Annotated in this window: 19 protein-coding genes; 9 read left to right on the top strand and 10 right to left on the bottom strand. The window is 63.3% G+C overall.

Translation table 11 applies throughout. The annotated features are described in order from the left end of the window. Positions 1–33: 33 nt before the first annotated feature. Positions 34–1,038: a quinone oxidoreductase family protein gene (locus tag AC1DUB_RS08575; protein ID WP_477729193.1), complete on the bottom strand. Its 1,005-nt coding sequence runs from the start codon at positions 1,036–1,038 to the stop codon at positions 34–36. A gap of 136 nt (positions 1,039–1,174) precedes the next feature. On the opposite strand from AC1DUB_RS08575, the gene AC1DUB_RS08570 reads away from it, so the two are divergent. Next, positions 1,175–2,074, top strand: a complete 900-nt coding sequence (locus tag AC1DUB_RS08570) for a DMT family transporter (RefSeq protein WP_477729192.1) — start codon at positions 1,175–1,177, stop codon at positions 2,072–2,074. Positions 2,075–2,315: 241 nt separating this feature from the next. On the opposite strand, the gene AC1DUB_RS08565 is transcribed toward AC1DUB_RS08570, so the two are convergent. After that, positions 2,316–2,804 (bottom strand): pilin, encoded by a 489-nt coding sequence (locus AC1DUB_RS08565; RefSeq protein ID WP_477729191.1) that lies wholly within the window; start codon positions 2,802–2,804, stop codon positions 2,316–2,318. A gap of 345 nt (positions 2,805–3,149) precedes the next feature. Here AC1DUB_RS08565 and AC1DUB_RS08560 point away from each other — a divergent pair, with 345 nt between their 5' ends. Then, positions 3,150–3,347 carry a hypothetical protein gene (locus AC1DUB_RS08560; RefSeq protein WP_477729190.1) on the top strand — a complete coding sequence of 66 codons (198 nt, stop codon included), beginning with the start codon at positions 3,150–3,152 and terminating at the stop codon, positions 3,345–3,347. A 19-nt stretch (positions 3,348–3,366) separates the two neighbouring features. Here the strand turns inward: AC1DUB_RS08560 and AC1DUB_RS08555 are convergent, their stop codons facing one another. Together AC1DUB_RS08555 and AC1DUB_RS08550 are read right to left on the bottom strand one after the other, a co-directional pair. After that, entirely contained in the window at positions 3,367–4,227 is an 861-nt protein-coding gene (locus tag AC1DUB_RS08555; protein ID WP_477729189.1) for a PA4780 family RIO1-like protein kinase, read from the bottom strand. Positions 4,228–4,297: 70 nt separating this feature from the next. Next, positions 4,298–5,317: a Bug family tripartite tricarboxylate transporter substrate binding protein gene (locus AC1DUB_RS08550; RefSeq protein ID WP_477729188.1), complete on the bottom strand. Its 1,020-nt coding sequence runs from the start codon at positions 5,315–5,317 to the stop codon at positions 4,298–4,300. Between the two features lie 231 nt (positions 5,318–5,548). Here AC1DUB_RS08550 and AC1DUB_RS08545 point away from each other — a divergent pair, with 231 nt between their 5' ends. The 3 genes from AC1DUB_RS08545 to AC1DUB_RS08535 all read left to right on the top strand — a co-directional run bounded on the left by AC1DUB_RS08545 (position 5,549) and on the right by AC1DUB_RS08535 (position 8,324). Then, complete coding sequence (locus tag AC1DUB_RS08545; RefSeq protein ID WP_477729187.1) at positions 5,549–6,136, top strand: aspartate/glutamate racemase family protein; 588 nt, start codon at positions 5,549–5,551, stop codon at positions 6,134–6,136. 67 nt (positions 6,137–6,203) lie between these two features. Further along, positions 6,204–7,277, top strand: a complete 1,074-nt coding sequence (locus tag AC1DUB_RS08540) for an isocitrate/isopropylmalate dehydrogenase family protein (RefSeq protein ID WP_477729186.1) — start codon at positions 6,204–6,206, stop codon at positions 7,275–7,277. A gap of 60 nt (positions 7,278–7,337) precedes the next feature. Beyond that, positions 7,338–8,324, top strand: a complete 987-nt coding sequence (locus AC1DUB_RS08535) for a GntR family transcriptional regulator (protein ID WP_477729185.1) — start codon at positions 7,338–7,340, stop codon at positions 8,322–8,324. A gap of 58 nt (positions 8,325–8,382) precedes the next feature. On the opposite strand, the gene AC1DUB_RS08530 is transcribed toward AC1DUB_RS08535, so the two are convergent. Together AC1DUB_RS08530 and AC1DUB_RS08525 are read right to left on the bottom strand one after the other, a co-directional pair. Beyond that, on the bottom strand, positions 8,383–9,357 hold the full coding sequence (locus AC1DUB_RS08530; protein WP_477729184.1) for a Bug family tripartite tricarboxylate transporter substrate binding protein: 975 nt from the start codon (positions 9,355–9,357) through the stop codon (positions 8,383–8,385). A 76-nt stretch (positions 9,358–9,433) separates the two neighbouring features. Beyond that, a complete protein-coding gene (locus tag AC1DUB_RS08525) occupies positions 9,434–10,381 on the bottom strand; it encodes a Bug family tripartite tricarboxylate transporter substrate binding protein (RefSeq protein ID WP_477729238.1) in 948 nt (315 codons plus the stop codon). Positions 10,382–10,510: 129 nt separating this feature from the next. On the opposite strand from AC1DUB_RS08525, the gene acnA reads away from it, so the two are divergent. From acnA to AC1DUB_RS08505, 4 genes are all read left to right on the top strand, one after another. Next, the gene (acnA, locus tag AC1DUB_RS08520; RefSeq protein ID WP_477729183.1) at positions 10,511–13,174 is read left to right on the top strand and encodes an aconitate hydratase AcnA; all 2,664 of its coding nucleotides are present in this window, start codon (positions 10,511–10,513) and stop codon (positions 13,172–13,174) included. A 35-nt stretch (positions 13,175–13,209) separates the two neighbouring features. Further along, complete coding sequence (locus AC1DUB_RS08515; protein WP_477729182.1) at positions 13,210–14,106, top strand: GntR family transcriptional regulator; 897 nt, start codon at positions 13,210–13,212, stop codon at positions 14,104–14,106. A 72-nt stretch (positions 14,107–14,178) separates the two neighbouring features. Beyond that, complete coding sequence (locus AC1DUB_RS08510) at positions 14,179–14,931, top strand: ABC transporter substrate-binding protein (protein WP_477729181.1); 753 nt, start codon at positions 14,179–14,181, stop codon at positions 14,929–14,931. 28 nt (positions 14,932–14,959) lie between these two features. After that, the gene (locus AC1DUB_RS08505) at positions 14,960–16,015 is read left to right on the top strand and encodes a lactonase family protein (protein WP_477729180.1); all 1,056 of its coding nucleotides are present in this window, start codon (positions 14,960–14,962) and stop codon (positions 16,013–16,015) included. 135 nt (positions 16,016–16,150) lie between these two features. On the opposite strand, the gene AC1DUB_RS08500 is transcribed toward AC1DUB_RS08505, so the two are convergent. The 4 genes from AC1DUB_RS08500 to AC1DUB_RS08485 all read right to left on the bottom strand — a co-directional run bounded on the left by AC1DUB_RS08500 (position 16,151) and on the right by AC1DUB_RS08485 (position 20,340). Further along, the gene (locus tag AC1DUB_RS08500) at positions 16,151–16,684 is read right to left on the bottom strand and encodes a hypothetical protein (protein ID WP_477729179.1); all 534 of its coding nucleotides are present in this window, start codon (positions 16,682–16,684) and stop codon (positions 16,151–16,153) included. Between the two features lie 197 nt (positions 16,685–16,881). Beyond that, positions 16,882–17,676, bottom strand: coding sequence for an SDR family oxidoreductase (locus tag AC1DUB_RS08495; RefSeq protein ID WP_477729178.1), 795 nt, complete (start codon positions 17,674–17,676; stop codon positions 16,882–16,884). Positions 17,677–17,760: 84 nt separating this feature from the next. Further along, complete coding sequence (locus AC1DUB_RS08490; RefSeq protein ID WP_477729177.1) at positions 17,761–18,720, bottom strand: DMT family transporter; 960 nt, start codon at positions 18,718–18,720, stop codon at positions 17,761–17,763. A 9-nt stretch (positions 18,721–18,729) separates the two neighbouring features. Then, complete coding sequence (locus AC1DUB_RS08485) at positions 18,730–20,340, bottom strand: gamma-glutamyltransferase family protein (protein ID WP_477729237.1); 1,611 nt, start codon at positions 20,338–20,340, stop codon at positions 18,730–18,732. Between the last annotated feature and the right edge of the window lie 183 nt (positions 20,341–20,523).

Genomic DNA, 20,523 nt, shown 5'->3' with positions numbered 1-20,523 from the left:
TTTACACAGGTTTACCGCAGAGCCCCGCCTGCCTTACAGCGTCAGGATGGTGCAGCCCGTGGTCTTGCGTGCCTCGAGCGACCGATGCGCCTCGGCCACATCGGCCAGGGGGAAATGCTGATCAATGGCGATCCTGATCTTGCCGCTGGTCACCATGGCAAACAGGTCGTCGGCCATTTCCTGCGTGGTCTCGCGGGTGGCGATGTGGGTGAACAAGGTCGGGCGTGACACATACAGCGAGCCCTTGGCGGCCAGCACACCAATATCCAGCGGCTCGACCTTGCCCGAGGCATTGCCGAAGTTGGCCAGCAAGCCAAAGGGGCGCAGGCAGTCCAGCGATTTGAGAAAGGTGTCCTTGCCGACCGAGTCGTAGACCGCCTTCACACCCTTGCCGCCGGTGATTTCCTTCACGCAGGCAACGAAATCCTCCTTCGCGTAATTGATGACGAAGGCCGCGCCATTCGCCTTGGCCAGTGCACATTTTTCATCCGAGCCCGCCGTGCCAATCAGCTGCAGACCCATGGCCTTGGCCCACTGGCAGGCAATCAGGCCGACGCCGCCGGCCGCCGCATGAAACAGCACAAAATCACCTGCGTTGAGCCCGCCCTGCGGCTGCGTGCGGCGCAGCAAATACTGCGCTGTCAGGCCCTTGAGCATCATCGCCGCGCCCGTCTCGAACGAAATCGCATCCGGTAGCTTGCATACGCATTTGGCGGGCATCACCCGCAGCTCGCAGTAGCTGCCCGGTGGCTGGCTGGCATAGGCCGCGCGGTCGCCAACCTGAAGGTGCGTCACGCCCTCGCCCACCGCCTCCACCACGCCGGAAGCCTCCATGCCCAACTGCAGCGGCATGGGCAGCTTGTACAGGCCGCTGCGTTGGTACACATCGATGAAGTTCAGGCCCACGGCCTTGTGGCGGATGCGGATTTCGCCAGGGCCGGGCTCCCCGACAGCCACCTCGACCAGTTTCAGTTCTTCGGGCCCGCCGTTCTGTTCAATCCGGACGGCTCTGGACGTGGTTTGTGTGGTTTGGCTCATGTCTTTTCTCCTGCGGAATTTTGAAAAATTTAATGTCAGGCGGCATCGTGCCATGAATCGAAATATGCTGCTCTCCCGAGGGGCTGAAGGACGGTTTGCGGGGCGGACATATGCACGGCTTGGTACAGTTCCCGGCATGAATCAACGCGTGACCCCCGCCACTGCCCTGCTGCTGGTGCTTCCTCCTTTACTCTGGGCCGGCAATGCGGTGGTCGGCCGGCTGGTCACCACGCTGGTGCCGCCCATGACGCTGAACTTTTTGCGCTGGGCGCTGGCCTTTGTGATTCTGTTGCCGCTGGCCCACCACCTGCTCAGGCCAGGCAGCACCCTCTGGCCGCACTGGAAACGCTTTGCGTTGCTGGGTCTGCTGGGTGTGGGCTGCTACAACGCCCTGCAATACCTGGCGCTGAAAACCTCGACACCGCTCAACGTCACGCTGGTCGCGTCCAGCGTGCCGATCTGGATGTTGGCTGTGGGCGCGCTGTGCTTTGGCCAGCGCGTCTCGCACCGGCAAATCACCGGCGCGGTCCTGTCGATTGCCGGCGTGCTGGTGGTGCTGTCACGTGGTGATTGGGCCCTGCTGGCGCAGGTGCACCTCGTGCCCGGCGATCTGTATGTGTTGCTGGCCACTCTGGCCTGGGCGTTTTACAGCTGGCTGTTGTCGCAGCCCAAAGAGCCCGCAGAAATCCGCGATGACTGGGCTGCTTTCCTGATGGCGCAGATTGTCTTCGGCCTGGGCTGGTCCGGTTTTTTTGCGGCCAGTGAATGGACCCTGACCGACGCCCACATCAGTTGGGGCTGGCCCCTGGCAACGGCCCTGCTCTACGTGGCCGTCGGTCCGGCCGTGATCGCCTACCGCTGTTGGGGCGTGGGCGTGCAGCGTGTCGGCCCTGCGATTGCCGGCTTTTTCTCCAACCTCACGCCACTGTTTGCCGCGCTGCTGTCAGCCGCTTTTCTGGGCGAGTTGCCGCAGCTTTATCACGCGCTGGCGTTTGTGCTGATCGTGGGCGGGATTGTGGTGTCGTCGCGGCGATAGGAAAGCAGGAAGCCGAACACTGGAAGCGGGCTGACCCATCACGGCACCAGAAGATTCGCTCGGTACAGGTGATGAAGCGGCAGTTGTGGAAGGCGCCCTACCAGTCACTGGGTGAAGCGATTACGCTGGCCAACGCCGAGATGTTGAGCAGCCTGCGCAGTGAGGATTTCCAGGAGGGCGTGCGTCAAGAGCGGTGTAGATCGTTTATTTATCAACGACTTATGCTCGCCTTCGCTTGCCATCAACCGCGGCAGGCAGCGGGCAAAAACTTGGCAGGAATGTCTGTTCCGTCGGTCGGCGAGCCACAGCGCCAACCGAAGATGGGCTTCCCCACGTCGGTAGCAAATACTGCGACAACGCTGGCGCTTGCCATGGGGGCAAGCGTGACGACGTGACTATCTATCTGACTGTCATTGAATCCTTGCATCGTCACCTTGACCACGCCATCGGCTGATGTGGTCACCGCGGCCACATACCTGGATGATGCACTGGGGTTGGAGGTGCCCGCCCCAGCCTCGCAGCCCCATCCATTTGCCCCCGGAGGACCCGAGGCTCTGCCGAACTGGTACACCTCAGCAATTGATGTGCGGCAGGAAGAAGCCGCCAAAACACCCTCGGACAGTTTGGCCCGCTTGGTGTAGTCCTGATAAGCGGGCAACGCCAATGCAGCCAGGATGCCGATGATCGCCACGACGATCATCAATTCGATGAGCGTGAAGCCCTTCTGCATGGACCTATTCATAAGGAAATCCTTCGTGAATACCGCCTGAAACAGTGAGGAGTCTATGCAAGGCGTACCAGGTTGCAGCTTGCCAACTTCTAAATGCAGTGTGCCGTCCCGGGAGATCTACCGAGCGATGACAGTATCGCGCTCATCCAGAACTGTCAAGTTTTCAACGACTCAATGAGCACGGCCAACAGCCAGCATCACGCCACCTCCGCGTCGGAATCCAGCACACCGCATGCACCGGGTCCGATCTCAAGGCCGAGATAGCCAGGCGACCGCTACGGCGCGAGACGGCGCGACGTCCACCGTCCGCGACAGATCGAGGCAGGGACTACTACGGATCGATCAATGCCCGAGGGAGCCCTGGGGCGCGGCGCCCGTTTCCTCGAACTGCTGCGCAGCGTGCGTCCGCCGCTCACCCCATTGAGTGACGACGTCAGCAGCAGCGTGCTGAGCCAATTGCGCAATGCAGGATTTGAAATGGCCACTTATCCCGCTTATCCGTACGCTGATGCCGGGACATTTCTGACGCGCCTGCGCGGCTAAAGCCGCGTGGCCCGGCCGCTCATCCAACAGCCTGCATGCGCACCCGCCGCGCCGCTTCCTCGGCACGCGCATCGTCAATCTCGCGCATCACGCCGCCCACATCCACCGCTCCGGCCTTGCGCTCAAACCGGCCGGTGAGAACCACCTCAGGGTCCAGCACGCCGCGTTCATACAAGGCCCAGATCTCCAGGCCAAAGTCGGTGTGCAGCAACTCGGGTGCAAAGCGGCCGAAAAAACCGCGCAGGTTGTCCACATCGCGCAGCAGCATGCGTTTGGCGTGGTTGTTGCCGGCGGCGTCCACGGCCTGGGGCAGGTCGATGATCACCGGGCCGTCCACGCCCTGTTCGCTGCCCAGCAGGATGTTGAACTCCGACAGGTCGCCATGCACGACGCCGGCGCACAGCATGCGTACCACCTCGATCAACAGCGTCCCGTGGTGCGTGCGCGCCTGCTCGAGTGTGAACTCCACGTCATTGAGCCGCGGGGCGGCGTCGCCGTGCTCGTCGGTCACCAGCTCCATCAACAGCACGCCGTCGCAGAAGTTGTGGGGCCGGGGCACACGCACGCCAGCGGCGGCCAGGCGATACAGTGCATCGACCTCGGCGCTTTGCCAGGCGGCTTCTTGCGCCTGCCGGCCAAAGCGGGTGCCCTTGGCCATGGCGCGGGCCTGGCGGGTGTTTTTGACCTTGCGGTTTTCGGTGTAGTCAACCGCCTGCCGGAAGCTGCGCTCCGTGGCCTCTTTGTAGACCTTGGCGCAGCGGGTTTCGCCGCCACAGCGCACCACGTAAACCATGGCCTCCTTGCCGCTCATGAGCTGACGCACGACTGTGTCGATCAGGCCTTCCTCGATCAATGACTGCAGTCGCTTGGGTGGTTTCATGGGAGCCATTTTGCACTGTGGGCGCAGCCGCCTCGCCGTTCATCCCGGATCCGCCCGACCGGTCGGCTGCTCACTCGGGCTTGATGCCCTTGTCCCTGATCAGTTTGCTCCAGCGATTCGACTCGGCCGACACAAAATCTCCAAAGGCCTTGGCGTCGCCACCGCCCACCACATTGCCGGGCGCGGTGATGCGCTGCACCAGGTCGGGCTCCTGCAGGGCGCGGTTGATCGCCTGATTGAGTTTGTCCACGATCGGCTTGGGCGTGCCCTTGGGCGCCACGATGCCGAACCAGTTGGAAATTTCCATCTCCTTCACGCCCAGCTCCGCGAAGGTGGGCACGTCGGGCAGGGAGGGCAGGCGCTTGTCATTGGCCACCGCCAGGGGCCGCAACTTGGGCGGCGAGGACTTCAGGTAACCCAGCGCCGCAGGGACCATGTCGAACATGTAGTCCACCTGACCGGCCAGCAGGTCGTTGGTCGCAGGGCCGCCGCCGCGGTAAGGGATGTGAACCGCAGACGCACCGACCGAGGACTTGAACATCTCGCCCGCCAGGTGGAACGAGCCACCCGAGCCCGCCGAGGCATAGCTCATCTTGCCCGGCGCGGCCTTGAGGGCGCTGACCAGGTCCGCGAGGCTCTTGTAAGGTGATTTGTCCGCATTGACGACCAGGACCAGCGGGCCTTTCTCCAGCAGGATGACGGGTACCAGATCGGTGGCTGGATCAAACGGCGTGTTGGGCAGCAAGGTCTTGTTGACCGCCAGTGGCGCCAGATTGCCCAAACCGATGGTGTAACCGTCCGGCACGGCCTTGGCAATCGCATTAGTGCCGATATTGCCGTTCGCCCCCGGCTTGTTGTCCACGATCACGGACTGGCCGAAATAGACAGCCAATTTCTGGGCGATCTGGCGGGCGCGCACATCCGAACTTCCACCGGCGGCATAGGGAACGATCAGGGTGATCGTTTTACTGGGGTAGTCCCTGGCCGCATCCTGCGCGTGGGCCAGGACAGGCAGCAAGAGCAGGCTGGCAGCCACCAGGAAGGAGCGCCTGGGCGCAAAGGGACGGGCAGCGGGGTGTTGATCGGGCATGAATTGTCTCCTGTTGATTGGTGCCATCGGCTGGCGGGTGCGGCGATGTACCACCGCACGCGGCGATACACTATTAATTGTACCAATAAATTTTATAGTACAATTAATTCTACTAAATCAAGCTTAAATCGAATAATGATTGAACTAAAAATATCATTAATACATGGAACATCGCTTGCCCTGCAGCCGGTGGCAGACGCTTTTGATCGCCTCTGGCCGCAGGTGCAGCGCATGAACCTGCTGGATGACCGGCTGTCGCAGGACCTCGCCGGCGCGGGCTCGCTGACGGAGGGCATGGTCGCGCGCATGGTGAGCCTGGCGCACTACGCCAGGAATTGGGGCGCCCACGGCATCCTGTTCACCTGCTCTGCGTTTGGCCCCGCCATTGACGAAGCGGGGCGCGTGGTCGGTCTGCCAACGCTCAAGCCCAATGAAGCGATGTTCGATGAGGCCCTGGCGATCTGCGCCGGGCTCGGCAGGGAGGGCCGCATTGGCCTGTTGACCACGTTTGCACCGGCCGCGCGCGCCCTGCGCGAAGAACTGCTGGCTGTTGCATGCCAGCGCAACCTGCCCGTCCAGGTGGAGAGCGCCTGCGCACCGGACGCCATGGAGGCCCTGAATGCCGGCGATGTCGCGACCCACGACCGGCTGGTTGTGGAGCAGGCCAGGGCACTGGCGACTTGCGACGTGCTGATGATGGGGCAGTTCTCCATGGCCCGGGCCCGGAGCCTGGTGGCCGCCACGACGGACCGGCCCGTTCTCACCAGCCCCGACAGCGCCGTGCGCCGCCTCAAGGCTAGGCTGTCCGGCTCGCATTGAAACTACCGCCCCACTTCCTACTTCCTTCCTTCTTCCTACCCCCACCCCAACCAACTGGAGACTTACATTGAAATTCATCGTATTGCCGTGTGACGGTATTGGCCCCGAAATCGTTGCCGCCTCGGTCGGGGTCCTGGAAGCGGCCGCTGCACGCTTCAAGCTGTCCTTGACCTTTGACCATGAAAGCGTGGGCTTCGACAGCCTGAAGGCCCATGGCACCACGCTGCGCCAGGAGGTCCTGGACAAAGCCAGAACCTGCGACGGCATCATCCTGGGCACGCAATCGCACGCCGACTACCCGGCGCCTGAGCAGGGCGGCCGAAACGTGTCGGCGGGTTTTCGCGTCGGGCTGGACCTCTACGCCAACGTGCGCCCTGCCCGCACCCGCCCCTACCTGCCCTCCAACCTGCGCGAGGGCCGGTCCATGGACCTGGTGATCATGCGCGAGGCGACGGAAGGCTTTTACCCGGACCGCAACATGAGCCGTGGCTGGGGCGAGGTCATGCCCAGCCCCGACATGGCGCTGTCCACCCGCAAGATCACCCGCCATTGCAGCGAACGCATTGCACGCCGCGCCTTCGAGCTGGCCATGACCCGCCGCAAGAAAGTCACGGCCATCCACAAGGCCAACAGCTTTCACATGACCGATGGGCTCTTCCTGGAGGCGGTGCGCCACGTGGCCAGGGACTTCCCCGAAGTGCAGCTCGATGACCTGCTGGTCGATGCCTCGACGGCCCACTTGGTGCGCGAGCCCGAGCGCTTTGACGTGCTGGTGGCCACCAACTTTTATGGCGACATCCTGTCGGATCTGGCCAGTGAACTCTCCGGCAGCCTCGGGCTCGCCGGCTCGGTGATGGCCAGCGACGACCTGTGCTGCGCGCAGGCGCAGCACGGCTCGGCACCCACCATTGCAGGCCAGGACATCGCCAACCCCACCTCCATGATTCTTTCGGTGGCCATGATGGTGCGCTGGACAGGGGACAAGCGTGGCCATGCCGCCCTGCAGCAGGCAGGCGATGCGATGGCCGCCGCGGTGGACCAGGTGCTGGCCAACCCGGCGACGCGAACCCGTGACATCGGCGGCACCATGGGCTGCCAGGCCTTCGGCCGGGCGGTCGCCCAGGCCGTCGCGTCAGATTAAAGGTGGTCTGGCCCGGCTGACGCCCTGCCCTGCGGCACGCAGGGCAGGAATCAGCCAGCCATGTACAGTCTGGCGTGTCACACGACCATTTTTCTTCCGCACATGCTCTCCGAACCCCCCTCCAGCAAAGTCAGTCCGCTCATTCCGGCCCTGGCCACCCACATCGTGGAGATCATTCGGCGCGAACAGCATGCCGTCGGCCATCGGTTGACCGAACAGGCCCTGTGTGACGCGTTGGGCGTGTCCCGGTCGCCGGTACGCAAGGCGCTGCAATACCTGCAGGCCAGCGGCGTCGTTCAGTCGGCGCCCCACCGCGGCTTCCAAGTCGCCAAGATGCCCTCGGAACTGCACGACCTGGCACTGCCGGCCGAGCGGGCATCCGAGGAGGAGATCTACCTCAAAATCGCCAATGACCGCATCAGCGGCCTGCTGAAAGACGAGATCGCCGAGGCCGACCTGATGTCCCGCTACGGGCTGGCGCGCCTGCAGGTGCAGCGCATCCTGAACCGCATGGCGCGCGAAAGCATGATTGACCGCAAGCCTGGGCGCGGCTGGATTTTCCGGCCCTTGCTGAGCAGCGCCGAGTCACACCGCGAGAGCTACCGCTTTCGCATGATCATCGAGCCGGCGGCGCTGCTGGAGCCGGGCTACCAGGTGGACCTGGCCGAGCTGGAGAAATGCCGGCGCGAACAAATCGACCTCCTGCAAGGCGGCATTGAACGCTGCACGCCGACCGAACTCTTTCGCGCGGGCGTGCACTTTCACGAGACCATGATCGCCGGCGCGAACAACCAGTTCCTCACCGATTCGCTGCGCACCGTCAACCAGATGCGCCGGGTGGTCGAGTACGGCACGCGACTGGACCGTTCGCGCCTGCACCGCCAGTGCGAGGAGCATCTGGTGCTGATTGACCTGCTGGTCCGGGGCGAGCGCATGGAGGCCTCGCAGTTTCTGCGCCAGCATCTCAACACCGCACGCATCACCAAGCTCGGTGTGGGCACAAATGAGGCTGACCCAGGTCAACTAAAGCCTACTAAAGCCTACTGAAGCCGACTGAGTCGATGAAGCCACGTTGCAGGCGCCATGCCTCCGTCAACAAGCCCGCCTACTCCAGCTTGATGCCGGCCACCTTCACGAGCGCCGCCCAGCGCTTGTTCTCGGCCGCTATAAACGCCGCAAACTCTTCAGGCGTGCCGCCACCGACCACGTTGCCGGGGCCTGCGATTTTTTCCCGGATATCGGGCAAGGCCAGCGCACTGTTGTAGGCCTCGTTGAGTTTGCGGACCACGGCGGGCGACAGCCCCTTGGGCCCGATCAGGCCGAGCCAGTTTGAAACCGTGGCCTGCGGGTAGCCAAGCTCGGCCATGGTCGGCACATCGGGCAGGCTGGGCAGACGCTTGTCGCTGGTGACAGCGAGCGGGCGCGTCTTGCCGGCCTGGATCGAGGGCAGGGCCGCATAGGTTTGCTCGAACATCAGGTCCACCTCGCCCGCCAGCAGGGCGCTGGCGGCCGGGCCACCCCCCTTGTACGGCACGGACAACATGAAGATGCCCGCCGTCTGCTTGAACAACTCGGCGCTCAGATGGTGCGCGCCGCCCGCGCCGGCGTTGCCGATAGTCAGCAAGCCTGGTTTGGCCTTCGCCGCCATGACGACGTCTTTCACCGACTTGAAGGGCTTGTCGGTGCGGGTGACGAGCACCAGCGGCGCCTTTTCGATCAGGACGATGGGCGTGAAGTCCTTGACCGCGTCGAACGGCACCTTGGGGTAGATAGCCGCATTCACCGCCATCGGGCCCATCGCGCCTATGCCCAGCGTGTAGCCATCCGTGGCGGCGCGCGCGACGAAGTCGTGGCCGATGTTGCCGCTGGCGCCGGGTTTGTTCTCAATGATGATGCTCTTGCCCAAGGTTTTGGCAACCTCCACGCCCAGCATGCGGGCGCGGATGTCGTTGTTGCCGCCAGCGGCATAAGCCACGACCACGGTCACGGGCTTGGCTGGATAGTCTTGCGACAGCGCGGGCAAAGCGGCCAGGCAGCCCAGCAGGAGGCCGGAAATTTTCAGAAAGGTCTTGCGATGCATGAAGGTCTCCTGGTTGAAGGTCATGTGAAGGGGAAAAGAAAAAAGAAGGAAATGAAGGGAAAAGGGCAGGTGCGGCCTATTCCGCCGTGATGTTGGCCGTTCTGACAATGCGTTCGAACTGCACGGCCTCGGTCTTGATGAAGTCACGAAACTCCTGCGCCGTCATGGGAGCAGGCTCTCCGCCCTGCTCCCGGAGTTTTTTTGCCAGCTCCGGATCACGCAAGGCCTGCGTGACCGCCGCATTGAGCTTTTGCTGTACGGCGTCTGGCGTGCCTGCCGGCGCAAACAGGCCAAACCAGTTTTCCAGCTGGTATCTGGCCAGCGGCTTGTACTCGGCGATGGCAGGGATCTCCGGCGCAAAGCTGGCGCGCCTGGCCGAGGTCACGGCGATGGCCTTGACCTTGCCGCTCTGGATGAAGCCCTTGGCCGCGGCGTAGCTGACAAAGGTCATGTCGACCGTGCCCGAGGTGACGTCAATCAATTGACCTGCCGCGCCCCGGTAGGGAATGTGAACCATGTGGATACCGGCAAGCTCCTCCAGCAGTTCGCCATTGAGGTGCTGGGGGTTGCCGACACCGCTGGTCGAATAAGACAGCTTGCCGGGGTTCTTTTTGGCGTGCGCTATCAACTCCTCCATGTTCTTGACCGGAAGCGTCGGGCTGGTGACCAGCACATTGGGAATGCGCGTCACCAGCGTGATCGGCGCCAGGTCTTTCGCCGGCGTGTACTGCATCCGGCCCTTGTAGACAAAGGGATTGATGGCGGTCTCGCCCGCTGAACCCAACAAAAGCGTGTAGCCGTCGGGCGCAGCCCTCACCACGGCTTGCGCGCCAATCATGCCGCTGCCGCCGGCCTTGTTGTCCACCACGATGGACTGCTTCAGCGACACACGAAGCTTTTCGGCAAGCAGGCGCGCGATCGTGTCGACGCCCCCGCCCGCCGAAAAGGGCACCACGAGGGTGATGGGCTTGACGGGATAGTCCTGGGCCAGCACCCCGACCGGGCTGGCCAGGCCTGCAGCCATCAACAGACTGGGGAGGAAGAAATGACGACGCGAAAGTTGCACGGAAAAACTCCTGGAGTGAGGCTGAAACTGGGGTTTAGGGTTTACGCTTAATTGCATTTTATTGCGTTAATATGCAAAATGCGTATTATGGAAAACACCTACAAATTCCCCGATGGACAACTTTGGGGGCAACTTTTCGTCAATGGCCAGAGCCATGCGCTGGTCGACTTGCCCGCGCTGTTTGGTGCGCGTCTGAAGCGCCTGCCCGTGGTGCTGCGCCTGTTGCTGGAAAACGCCGTTCGCAACATGCAGGGCGATGAGCGGCAAGCCGCGGTGGATGCAGTCTTTGGATGGCTGGAGCACGGCACCAGCGAGGCCGAACTGGCCTTTCAGCCCGGCCGTGTCCTGATGCACGACACCACCAGCACGCCTGCGCTGGTCGACATTGCGGCCATGCGCAACGCGCTGGACGAGGCGGGCGTGGACCCGTCGGTACTCAACCCCGGCCTGCCCGTCGATGTCTCCATCGATCATTCGCTGGCGGTGGAGGTGTATGCCCGGCGCGACGCGGTCACGCTGAATCTGCAGCACGAGATCCGCCGCAACGGCGAGCGCTACCGCTTTTTGCGCTGGGCGTCCCGCGTGCTCAGCGGCGTCCGCATCCACCCGCCAGGCACCGGCATCATGCACACCATCAACCTGGAGCAACTCGCGACGGTGGTGACGACCGAAGAGCGCGGTGGCAGGCTGTGGGCCGTGCCCGACATGATGATAGGCACCGACAGCCACACGCCGATGATCAATGGCATTGGCGTGCTGGGCTGGGGCGTGGGCGGGCTGGAGGCCCAGACGGTGATGTTTGGCATGCCAACCATGCTGCGCATTCCGGATGTAGTTGGCGTACGGCTCATCGGCAGGCTGCCACCGGCCGCGCAGTCCACCGACCTGGCGCTGACGGTGACGCAGCGGCTGCGCCAGATCGGTGTCTCGGGCGACTTCGTGGAGTTTTACGGCCCCGGTGTCGCGACGCTGAGCGCGGGCGACCGCTCCGTGGTGGCCAACATGGCGCCCGAGTATGGCGCGACGACAGGCTTTTTTGCCGTGGACCAGCGCACGCTGGACTACCTGCGCAGCACCGGACGCAGCGAAGACGCCATCACGCTGGTGGAGGCCTACACGCGGCGCACCGGACTGTGGTTCGACCCCGAAGCCGAGCCGCGTTACACCCGCACGATCGAGATCGACCTCCAGGCGATTGGCATGCACGTAGCCGGCCCCCGCCGACCGCAGGACCTGCTCGACTATTCAGAAACACCCAAAGCGCTGGCGGCAGTGGGATTTGTGCCGCCGGCGCCCAGTGCAGACATACCGCGGCATCCCGTGGCGATCGCCGCCATCACCAGCTGCACCAACACTTCTGACCCACGCCTGCTGATTGCCGCCGGGCTGCTCGCACGCAAGGCGCGCGCGTTCGGTCTCAAGGCGCCGCCGTGGGTCAAGACTTCCCTCGCGCCCGGGTCACCCGCTGCCGCGTCCTACCTGGAACGGGCCGGACTGGCCGACGACCTGTCTGCGGTCGGTTTCGACATCGTGGGCTACGGCTGCACCACCTGCATCGGCAATCCGGGCCCGCTCACGGAGGCGATCCGCCAGGCGCAGGCGGCAGGCCACAGCAAGGCGGTGGCCGTGCTGTCGGGCAATCGCAACTTTCCGGGGCGCGTGCATCCCGACCTCGAACTGAGCTTCATCATGTCGCCGCCGCTGGTCGTGGCCTTCGGCCTCGCGGGTGACGGCGAACGAAACCTCCGGACCGACCCAGTGCAGACCATGCCGGACGGCCGGCATGTTTTCCTCCAGGACTTGTGGCCCACGCGCGAGGAAATCGATGCGCACCTGGCGCTGGCCGGCGACCCGACCGACTACCGGCGCGACTTCGAGATGGCCAGCCGCCATCCGCTCTGGCACGCCCTGAAGGCGCCCGACACGCCGCTGTTCCCCTGGGATGCGCAGTCCACCACGCTGCGCCGCCCGCCCTTTGCGGCGGTCACGGAGGGCAGCCTACTGGGCCGCTACAGCGCCTATCCCCTGCTGGTGCTGGGCGACGACATCACCACCGATCACATTTCGCCGGCCAGTGCCATTCCACCGGACAGTCTGGTGGCGGACTTTCTGGTCGAACGCGGCGACGACCGCAGGGACCTGAATGTCTTTGCCTCCCGGCGCGGCAACTGGGAAGTGATGGTGCGCGCAGCCTTCCACAACAAGACACTGGTCAACCTGTTGAAGCCGGACGTGCCGCTGGCCCACACCCTGCACGTGCCCAGCGGTGACGTGCAGCCGATATGGGAGGTCGCGCAGCGCTATCGGAACGACGGTGACCCGGTCGTACTCGTCGCCGGTGAGCGTTATGGCACAGGCTCCTCGCGCGACTGGGCGGCCAAGGGCCAGCGCCTGCTGGGGATCCGGGCGGTGCTGGCGGCGAGCTTTGAACGCATCCACCGTTCCAACCTGATCGGCATGGGCATTCTGCCGCTGCGGCTTGCGCCGGGCGTCAATCCGCACACGCTGCAACTCCAGCCCGGCGACCGGCTCGAGATTGATGCCGACCCGCAGAGCCTGGCTCCGCGCTGCAGTGTGGCGGTGCGCGTCCGTCGTCTCAACGGAAGCACCCAGGCCCTGCCGGCCACGGCCGCCGTGGAAACACAGCTTGAGGTGCAGTTGCTGCGCGACGGAGGGGTCATACCTTCGATTTTGGGCAAGACCATTGCGGCGCAAGATGCTCGGGCCAGGCCAGCGGCCGTCAACCCATGAAGGACATGCGCGATCAGGGGCAGAATACCGGCTCTATGAAGGCTGAAAAATCCATCCCTGTCCAGATCATCGAGTTCGTCCAGGCCGAGGGGCTGGCGGTTGGCGGTCATCTGCCGGCGCAACTGCTGGCCGATCGTTTGCGCGTCTCCCGCTCCCCCATCAATGAGGCCTTGTGCCTGCTGCATGAAAAAGGCGTGTTGAGCCGCGAGCGCAACCGGGGCTACTTTCTGGCGAAATCGGTCGCACAGCCCGTGGCCGACCTGGCCGAGCAGTGGGGGCTGGACGAATCGGATGTCGTGACCAGCGTCTACTTCCAGATAGCCGACGACCGGCTCAAGGGCCTGCTGTCCGATGAATTCTCGGAGGTTCTGATCAAGAACCGTTATGGATTGACCTCGGCACAGCTGCAGGCCGTGCTGAGCCGCATTTCGCAGGAGGGCTGGGCGAATAGAAAACCCGGCTACGGCTGGGTTTTCTCGTCAATGCTCACCACGCCGGACAGCCTGCTGCAGTCCTACCGCCTCCGGCTGGCACTGGAGCCGGCAGCCCTGCTGGAACCGGGCTACCGCCTCGATCCACAGGTACTAGCGCGTTGCCGCGCCGCAGAAATGCATTTGCTGCACGGTGGCATCGAGACAGACACGGCGGACCAGCTTCATGAGCGCGGGGTCCGTTTCCATGAATCGCTGGTAGAGGCCTCGGGCAACCCTTTTTTCATCGACACGATACGCCGCGTCAACCGCGTGCGACGTTTGCTATCTTATCGCTCGATGCAGAACCGCAAACGCTATAAAGAACACTGCCTTCAGCATCTGGGCGTGCTTGACCTTCTGGAAAAAGACCGCAACGAAGAAGCCTCCGAAGCTTTGCGCAATCATTTGTCCAGCACCCTGAAAAATCTCGGAGACATCAGTGACCTCCTCAAATCCTGAGGTCGCTTTTCATTGTCTGCAGCTCATTTTCGCGTTACCCCTTTTGACTTTTGAACGTATCAGGAACTCGCCATGAACATTCCATCGCAGGTCATCAAAGCCTTCACGCCCACCGGCAAGCTGCGGGCCTCCATCAACCTGGGCAACCCCATCCTCGCCAACCGTGATGCCGCAACGGGTGAGCCCGTCGGCGTGTCGATCGACCTGGCGCGGGCTTTCGCCGAACGGCTTGGCGTCGGGATCGAATTGGTGGTGTTCGACACCGCGGGAAAATCCGTGGATGCCGTGACCCAGGAGCAGGCTGATATCGGGTTCTTTGCGATTGATCCGCTGCGTGGCGAGGGAATATCCTTCACAGCCCCCTACGTGCTGATTGAAGGCAGCTACATGGTGCCCCAGGACTCACCGATTCAGTCCAATGAAGAGGTCGATCGCCCGGGCCGTCGGGTCACGGTCGGCAAAGGCAGTGCTTACGACCTGTACCTGAGCCGGGAACTTCACGAGGCGCAAATCGTACGGGCACCGACATCTCCGACCGTCGTGGATGTGTTCGTGGCACAGGGCCTGGAGGTGGCGGCAGGCGTCAGGCAGCAACTGGAAGCAGATGCCAAACGCTTTCCCGGCCTGCGTCTCCTGCCCGGCCGCTTCATGGTGATCCAGCAGGCCATGGGCACACCGAAAGGTCGTGGGACTGAAGCGGCGGAGCTCTTGCGCCAATACGTCGAGGAGATGAAAGCCAGCGGCTTTGTGGCCGAGGCATTGGTTCGCCACGGCATCCAGGGTGCCTCGGTCGCCCCATCCTCTGTCGCTGCCGCTGCGCAGTGACCCGTCCCGGGTTCGCAAAGACAACACCATGTACGCCTATGTCGGCTCCCGCACCACGCGCGAGCGCAATGCCCGGGGCGAAGGGATCAGCGTCTTCAAGCTTGCCCCCGGCACCGGGCAACTGGAACGGGTACAAGTGGTCGCAGACCTGGTCAACCCGTCGTTCCTGGCCCGCAATCGCCAGGGTGACGTGCTCTATGTGATTCATGGAGACCAGCAGGAGGTGAGCGCGTTCCGGATCGATGCGAGCGACGGAACACTGCGCTTCCTGAATCGCCAGAGTTGTCGGGGAAAAAACCCTGTTCATCTGGCCCTGGACCCGACCGAACGATTTCTGGTCGTTTCCAATCATTTGAGCGGAAGCCTCGCGGTGCAGCCCGTAGCCCTTGATGGTTCGCTGGGCGAGGTGAGCCAGATCGTCCAGCTGGAAGGCACGCCAGGTCCCCACAAAACCGAGCAGCCCTTTTCCAAGCCTCACTTCAACCCTTTCGACCCGAGCGGCCGTTTTGTTGTCGTACCCGACAAAGGACTGGACCGCATTTTCTGCTTCCGGTTTGCCAACGGCCGGCTTCAGCCGGCCGACCGGGCGTCAGTCGCGACGCGTGAAAACGCCGGCCCCCGCCACCTCGCCTTTCATCCGACGGAGCCCTTCGCCTATGTGGTGAACGAGCTGGACTCCAGCGTGACCGCATACCGTTTCAGCGCTGAAACGGGTGATCTGGAACCCCTGCAGGTTCTGTCGGCCTTGCCCGATCATTTCACCGGCAACAGCCGCGCTTCGGGCATCGTCGTGGACCCTGCGGGGCGCACGCTCTACGCCTCCAACCGGGGCTACGACAGCATCGCGATATTCCAGATTGAGCCGGGCTCGGGGCGCCTGAAGTTCATGGGCGCCGAAACCTCCATGGGCCGCACGCCACGGTTTTTCACCTTAAGCCCCGATGGGCGCATGCTCTTTGTACTCAACGAAGACAGCGACTGCATCGTGCCCTTCACTGTGCATGAGAACTCTGGCCTGCTGTCGCCCACAGGCCTGTCGATCTACTGCGGCAGCCCGGTCTGCATGGTGTTTTCGCCGTCATAGCAAAAAACCCCACGGGCGCCGGCTGGCTCCCATGGGGTTTTCATGTGTGATGGAAGCCGCTCCGTCACTGCGACCAGCGCAGGTGCGACGGCCAGCACGGGGGCCGGGTCGACGCCGAACCCCGCGCAGCGGTCATCACATCGAACCGAGATCCTGGATGGCATCGACCACCATGCTGGTGCCCACGGCGATCAGCAGGATGTCGCTCGCGACCCGAACATACTTGTAGCCGGAAGGAGGAACGCCAAGGCGTATCGTCACGGCTTGAGGCACGGGGTAGAAAACGACGTCTCGCGGCAAAGGCTGGCCCATTGCCCATTTTTTTGCCTGGCCGGGTGGCATGCAGCCGTTGTTTTTCTTGGCCAGCCCTGGTGGGCACCGACCGGTTTTGGCTTGCCCGACGTAGTATTCACGCACCGCCACGCGCTGCTGGTCCGCAAAAAACCCACCGACCCGAATCTCTGCTCGGGTGACCTGGTTTTTCTGCCCTGATCCCTGCACTGTTCCTTCAACTACTCCCGACCCTTTTCCCTCTTTTTGATTTTTTTTCTCGTGCTTTTGGCCTTTACCGCCACCTTCTCCTGCCCATTCCGGCTTTTCGGCCCATGCGCCACCGCACAGCAGGGAAGTTGCAACAAGTAGCGTCAGGGAAAGTTTGAGGGATTTCATGGGATCTCCATTTTTAAGAATTAGACATGCCGTCCGGCGACGCTCCGCCTCCGTTGCGAAACGCCTGTATTGCCTAACGAGCAAGCATAGGCGGCAGTTGACACAGGCCCGCGTAGGACGAGTTCGCCAAGCCCGGCCTCAGGCATGCCAAGGGCCTCAGTTGCACCTTTTTGTAGTACTTTCCAGTGCGTTTTTATTCAGTACGTTCCCGGATAAGCACCGCCGTCGGCCAGCACGTTCTGACCCGTCATGTAGCCCGCGTGCACGCTGCACAGGAATGCGCAAATGGCCCCAAACTCTTCGGATGTTCCAAAACGCTGGGCTGGAATGCTCTTGCGACGCGAGTCCATGATGGCTTCCAGCGGCTGGCCGGTCTTCTGCGCCGCGCCGCTCATGTTTCCCCGCAGCCGGTCCGTATCAAACGAGCCGGGCAGCAGGTTGTTGATGGTCACGCCCTGCCCTGCCAGCTTGCTGCGCGCCACGCCGGCGACAAAGCCAGTCAGGCCGCTGCGGGCGCCGTTGGACAAGCCCAGGATATCAATGGGCGACTTGACAGCGCTGGAGGTGATGTTGACGATGCGGCCAAAACCGCGCGCCGCCATGCCGTCCACCGTGGCCTTGATCAATTCGATCGGGGTCAGCATGTTGGCATCCACCGCCTTGATCCAGGCGTCGCGGTCCCAGTCGCGGAAGTCGCCCGGTGGCGGACCGCCGGCATTGGTGACCACGATATCGAAATCCTTGCGCACCGCAAAAACCGCGGCGCGGCCTTCGGGCGTGGTGATATCCGCGGCAATAAATTGCACATCAGGGCTGTCGTGGCGGGTGTTGTCGGCTATTAATTTGTCAGCAGCAGCTTCCAGCGCCTCGGCGCCGCGCGCCACGATGAGCACGTTCACGCCCTCATGCACCAGCGCTTGCGCACAGCCGAAGCCCAGACCCTTGCTGGCGCCGCACACCAGCGCCCATTTGCCTGCAATACCCAAATCCATAGTCGTTCCTTGCTTAGAAAGTTACTGGCAAAACAGAGTGGCCCATGATACTGAGTTACGTCGAATATCGCGGACGCAGGGAGATCAGGTCCTGGCCGCCCGGGAAAAGACAAAGATGCCGGCAATCACCAGCACCGTGCCCGCCGCCACCCAGGCGGTGAAGGGCTCGCCCAAAATCAGCACGCCCATCAGGATGGTGGACATGGGCCCCACCATGCCGGTCTGCGCCGCCATGCTGGCGCCAATGCGTTCTATCGCCATCATCACCATCAGCACCGGCACGGCCGTGCACAGCGTGGCGTTGAGCAGCGACAGCCAGATCACCTCGGGCGCCACCACGGCAGCGCTCATCGGCCTGAGCACCGCAAACTGCAGCAGGCATAACAGGCAGGCCACCGTGGTCGCCAGCCCGACCAGCCGCAACGCGCCCAGGCGCCTGACCAGCTCGCCGCTGTAAACCAGGTACACCGCGTAGCTGACGGCGCTCAGGAAAACCAGCAGCGCGCCCCAGGCGGCGTCCGCACCCTGCAAGGTGATCTCGTGGCCAAACACCAGCACCACGCCGCTGTAGCTGATGGCCATGCCGATGAGCTGCCCGGCCGCCACGCGGCGCTGGTACATGACCAGGCCCAGCAGCAGGACCAGGGTGGGATTGAGGTAAAGAATCAGCCGCTCCAGCGAAGCGGTAACGTAGGCCAGGCCGGCAAAGTCCAGAAAACTCGCCAGGTAGTAGCCGGTGAATCCCAGCCCGAGCACTCCCAGCCAGTCCTTGCGCGTGAGTGGCGCCTTGCCGCCACCGCCTTGCCGATAGGTGGCCCACCAGGCCATGACGGCAAAGATCGGCAGCGCAAACAGCATGCGGTACATGATCAGCGTGACCGCATCCACGCCGTAGCGGTAGGCGAGCTTGACGATGATGGCCTTGCCGCTGAAGGCAATCGCGCCGAAGATGGCGAGCAGCAGGCCTGACGCTATGCTTTTTGCAGCCTGCTGCGCTCGTTCTTCCTGGGTTACAGGCGTTTTTGACGCTGAAATATCGCTCAAGATGCGCTTTTAAAAACCCACGGCCTGGCCATCGCGCCGGGCGTCGCTCGCCGACACATAGCCTTCCACTTTGGGGTTGCCGGCGCGCCAGATGAACTGGCCGGCGCCGAAGTCCTGGTAGGAGTCGTTGATGACCTCCACCCGGTGGCCGCGCCCGGCCAGCCCCTGGACGGTCGTTGGGTTCATCGCGGCTTCGACGTTGATTTCAAAGCCCGCGTTGTAACGCCAGCGCGGCGCATCGCAGGCCACCTGCGGGCTCTGCCTGTAGTCCAGCATGCGCACCAGTGTCTGCAGGTGGCCCTGCGGCTGCATGTTGGCACCCATCACGCCGAAGCTCATGACGGGCTGGCCGTCCTTGCTGAGGAAGGCCGGGATGATGGTGTGAAAGGGCCGCTTGCCGGGGGCGACCTGGTTGGCGCCGGCCTGCACGCTGAAGCCATGGCCGCGGTTTTGCAGGCTGATGCCAAATTCAGGCTCGACACAGCCCGAGCCAAAGCCCATGTAGTTGCTCTGGATGAAGCTCACCATCATGCCGTCTTCGTCGGCGGCGGTGAGGTAAATCGTGCCGCCCTTGACCGGATTGCCAGCGCCAAAGTCCTGTGCCTTTTTCATGTCGATGAGTTTGGCACGGGATGCCAGGTAGGCGTCATCGAGCATTTGCGCGGCCGTGACCTCCATTGACGACGGCTCGGCCACATACCGGTACACGTCGGCAAATGCCAGCTTCATGGCTTCAATCTGCAGATGCTGCGAATCCACACCATCGACGGGCAGGCCGGCGACGTCGAACTTGTCCAGGATGCCCAGCGCAATCAGGGCCGCAATGCCTTGCCCGTTGGGGGGAATCTCGTGCAGGGTGTAGCCGCGGTAGTCCTTCGCGATGGGCTGCACCCATTCAGGCTGGTAGGCTTCAAAATCTTTTGCCGTGATGCTGCCCCCGTTTTGCGCGGAGAACTTTTCAATGGCGTGGGCAATTTCACCACCGTAATACGCGGCGCCCCGGGTCTGGGCGATGGCCCGCAGGGCTTTGGCGGCCGCCTTGAACTGGAACAGCTCGCCCACCTTGGGCGCCCGGCCCCAGGGCAGGAAGGCACCGGCAAATCCGGGCTGCGACTGCAACTCGGCCGTAGCGGCTGCCCACTTCTGCTGCACCACCGGCGACAGCAGATAGCCGCGCTCGGCGATTTCAATGGCAGGCTCCATCAGGTCGGCGAACGGCAGCCTGCCAAAACGCTCACTCAGGGCAACCCAGCTCCCGACGGCGCCGGGCACGCTGACGGAATCCATCCCGCGCTTGGGTGGCGTGGTGGCGCTGTCACCGTATTTGCGCTTGAAGTACTCGGGCGTCCAGCTCTGCGGCGCGCGGCCCGAGGCGTTCAGGCCATGCATTTCCTTGCCGTCCCACAGGATGCAGAAAGAATCGCTCCCCAGACCATTGCTGACCGGCTCCACGATGGCCATGGCGGCGGCGGCCGCAATGGCTGCATCCACCGCATTGCCACCCTTGAGCAGCATGCGCAGGCCGGCCTGCGCGCCCAGCGGATGGGACGTGGAAACCACATTGCGCGCAAACAGGGGAATACGGGTCGAGGTGTAGGGGTTGCTGAAGTTGAAGTCCATCACGGGATTATCAGGGTTTGAAACAGGATGGCGGCAATGCCTGGTACACCTCGCGTGCCCACGAAAGAGTGCCTTCAGGGATAGGCGTGCGAAGTTGCCGCGACAGTGAATCACCAGTCTGACAAAAAAAACGCCCGGAGGCGCCGTCCATGGCACCTCCGGCCGGGCACAGCACTGGCGAAC

Source organism: Polaromonas sp. P4_F9 (assembly GCF_056401235.1).
This window is presented reverse-complemented; position numbering and strand designations above follow the sequence as displayed.

Excerpts from the sequence above, each read along its gene's own strand:
- AC1DUB_RS08560 (WP_477729190.1), top strand. The coding sequence starts at position 3,150 with ATGCCCGAGGGAGCCCTGGGGCGCGGCGCCCGTTTCCTCGAACTGCTG.
- AC1DUB_RS08515 (WP_477729182.1), top strand. The coding sequence starts at position 13,210 with ATGAAGGCTGAAAAATCCATCCCTGTCCAGATCATCGAGTTCGTCCAG.
- AC1DUB_RS08545 (WP_477729187.1), top strand. The coding sequence starts at position 5,549 with ATGAACCTGCTGGATGACCGGCTGTCGCAGGACCTCGCCGGCGCGGGC.
- AC1DUB_RS08570 (WP_477729192.1), top strand. The coding sequence starts at position 1,175 with ATGAATCAACGCGTGACCCCCGCCACTGCCCTGCTGCTGGTGCTTCCT.
- acnA (WP_477729183.1), top strand. The coding sequence starts at position 10,511 with ATGGAAAACACCTACAAATTCCCCGATGGACAACTTTGGGGGCAACTT.
- AC1DUB_RS08565 (WP_477729191.1), bottom strand. The coding sequence starts at position 2,804 with ATGCAGAAGGGCTTCACGCTCATCGAATTGATGATCGTCGTGGCGATC.
- AC1DUB_RS08495 (WP_477729178.1), bottom strand. The coding sequence starts at position 17,676 with ATGGATTTGGGTATTGCAGGCAAATGGGCGCTGGTGTGCGGCGCCAGC.
- AC1DUB_RS08575 (WP_477729193.1), bottom strand. The coding sequence starts at position 1,038 with ATGAGCCAAACCACACAAACCACGTCCAGAGCCGTCCGGATTGAACAG.
- AC1DUB_RS08530 (WP_477729184.1), bottom strand. The coding sequence starts at position 9,357 with ATGCATCGCAAGACCTTTCTGAAAATTTCCGGCCTCCTGCTGGGCTGC.
- AC1DUB_RS08510 (WP_477729181.1), top strand. The coding sequence starts at position 14,179 with ATGAACATTCCATCGCAGGTCATCAAAGCCTTCACGCCCACCGGCAAG.
- AC1DUB_RS08550 (WP_477729188.1), bottom strand. The coding sequence starts at position 5,317 with ATGCCCGATCAACACCCCGCTGCCCGTCCCTTTGCGCCCAGGCGCTCC.
- AC1DUB_RS08500 (WP_477729179.1), bottom strand. The coding sequence starts at position 16,684 with ATGAAATCCCTCAAACTTTCCCTGACGCTACTTGTTGCAACTTCCCTG.
- AC1DUB_RS08485 (WP_477729237.1), bottom strand. The coding sequence starts at position 20,340 with ATGGACTTCAACTTCAGCAACCCCTACACCTCGACCCGTATTCCCCTG.
- AC1DUB_RS08555 (WP_477729189.1), bottom strand. The coding sequence starts at position 4,227 with ATGAAACCACCCAAGCGACTGCAGTCATTGATCGAGGAAGGCCTGATC.
- AC1DUB_RS08535 (WP_477729185.1), top strand. The coding sequence starts at position 7,338 with ATGTACAGTCTGGCGTGTCACACGACCATTTTTCTTCCGCACATGCTC.
- AC1DUB_RS08505 (WP_477729180.1), top strand. The coding sequence starts at position 14,960 with ATGTACGCCTATGTCGGCTCCCGCACCACGCGCGAGCGCAATGCCCGG.
- AC1DUB_RS08525 (WP_477729238.1), bottom strand. The coding sequence starts at position 10,381 with ATGGCTGCAGGCCTGGCCAGCCCGGTCGGGGTGCTGGCCCAGGACTAT.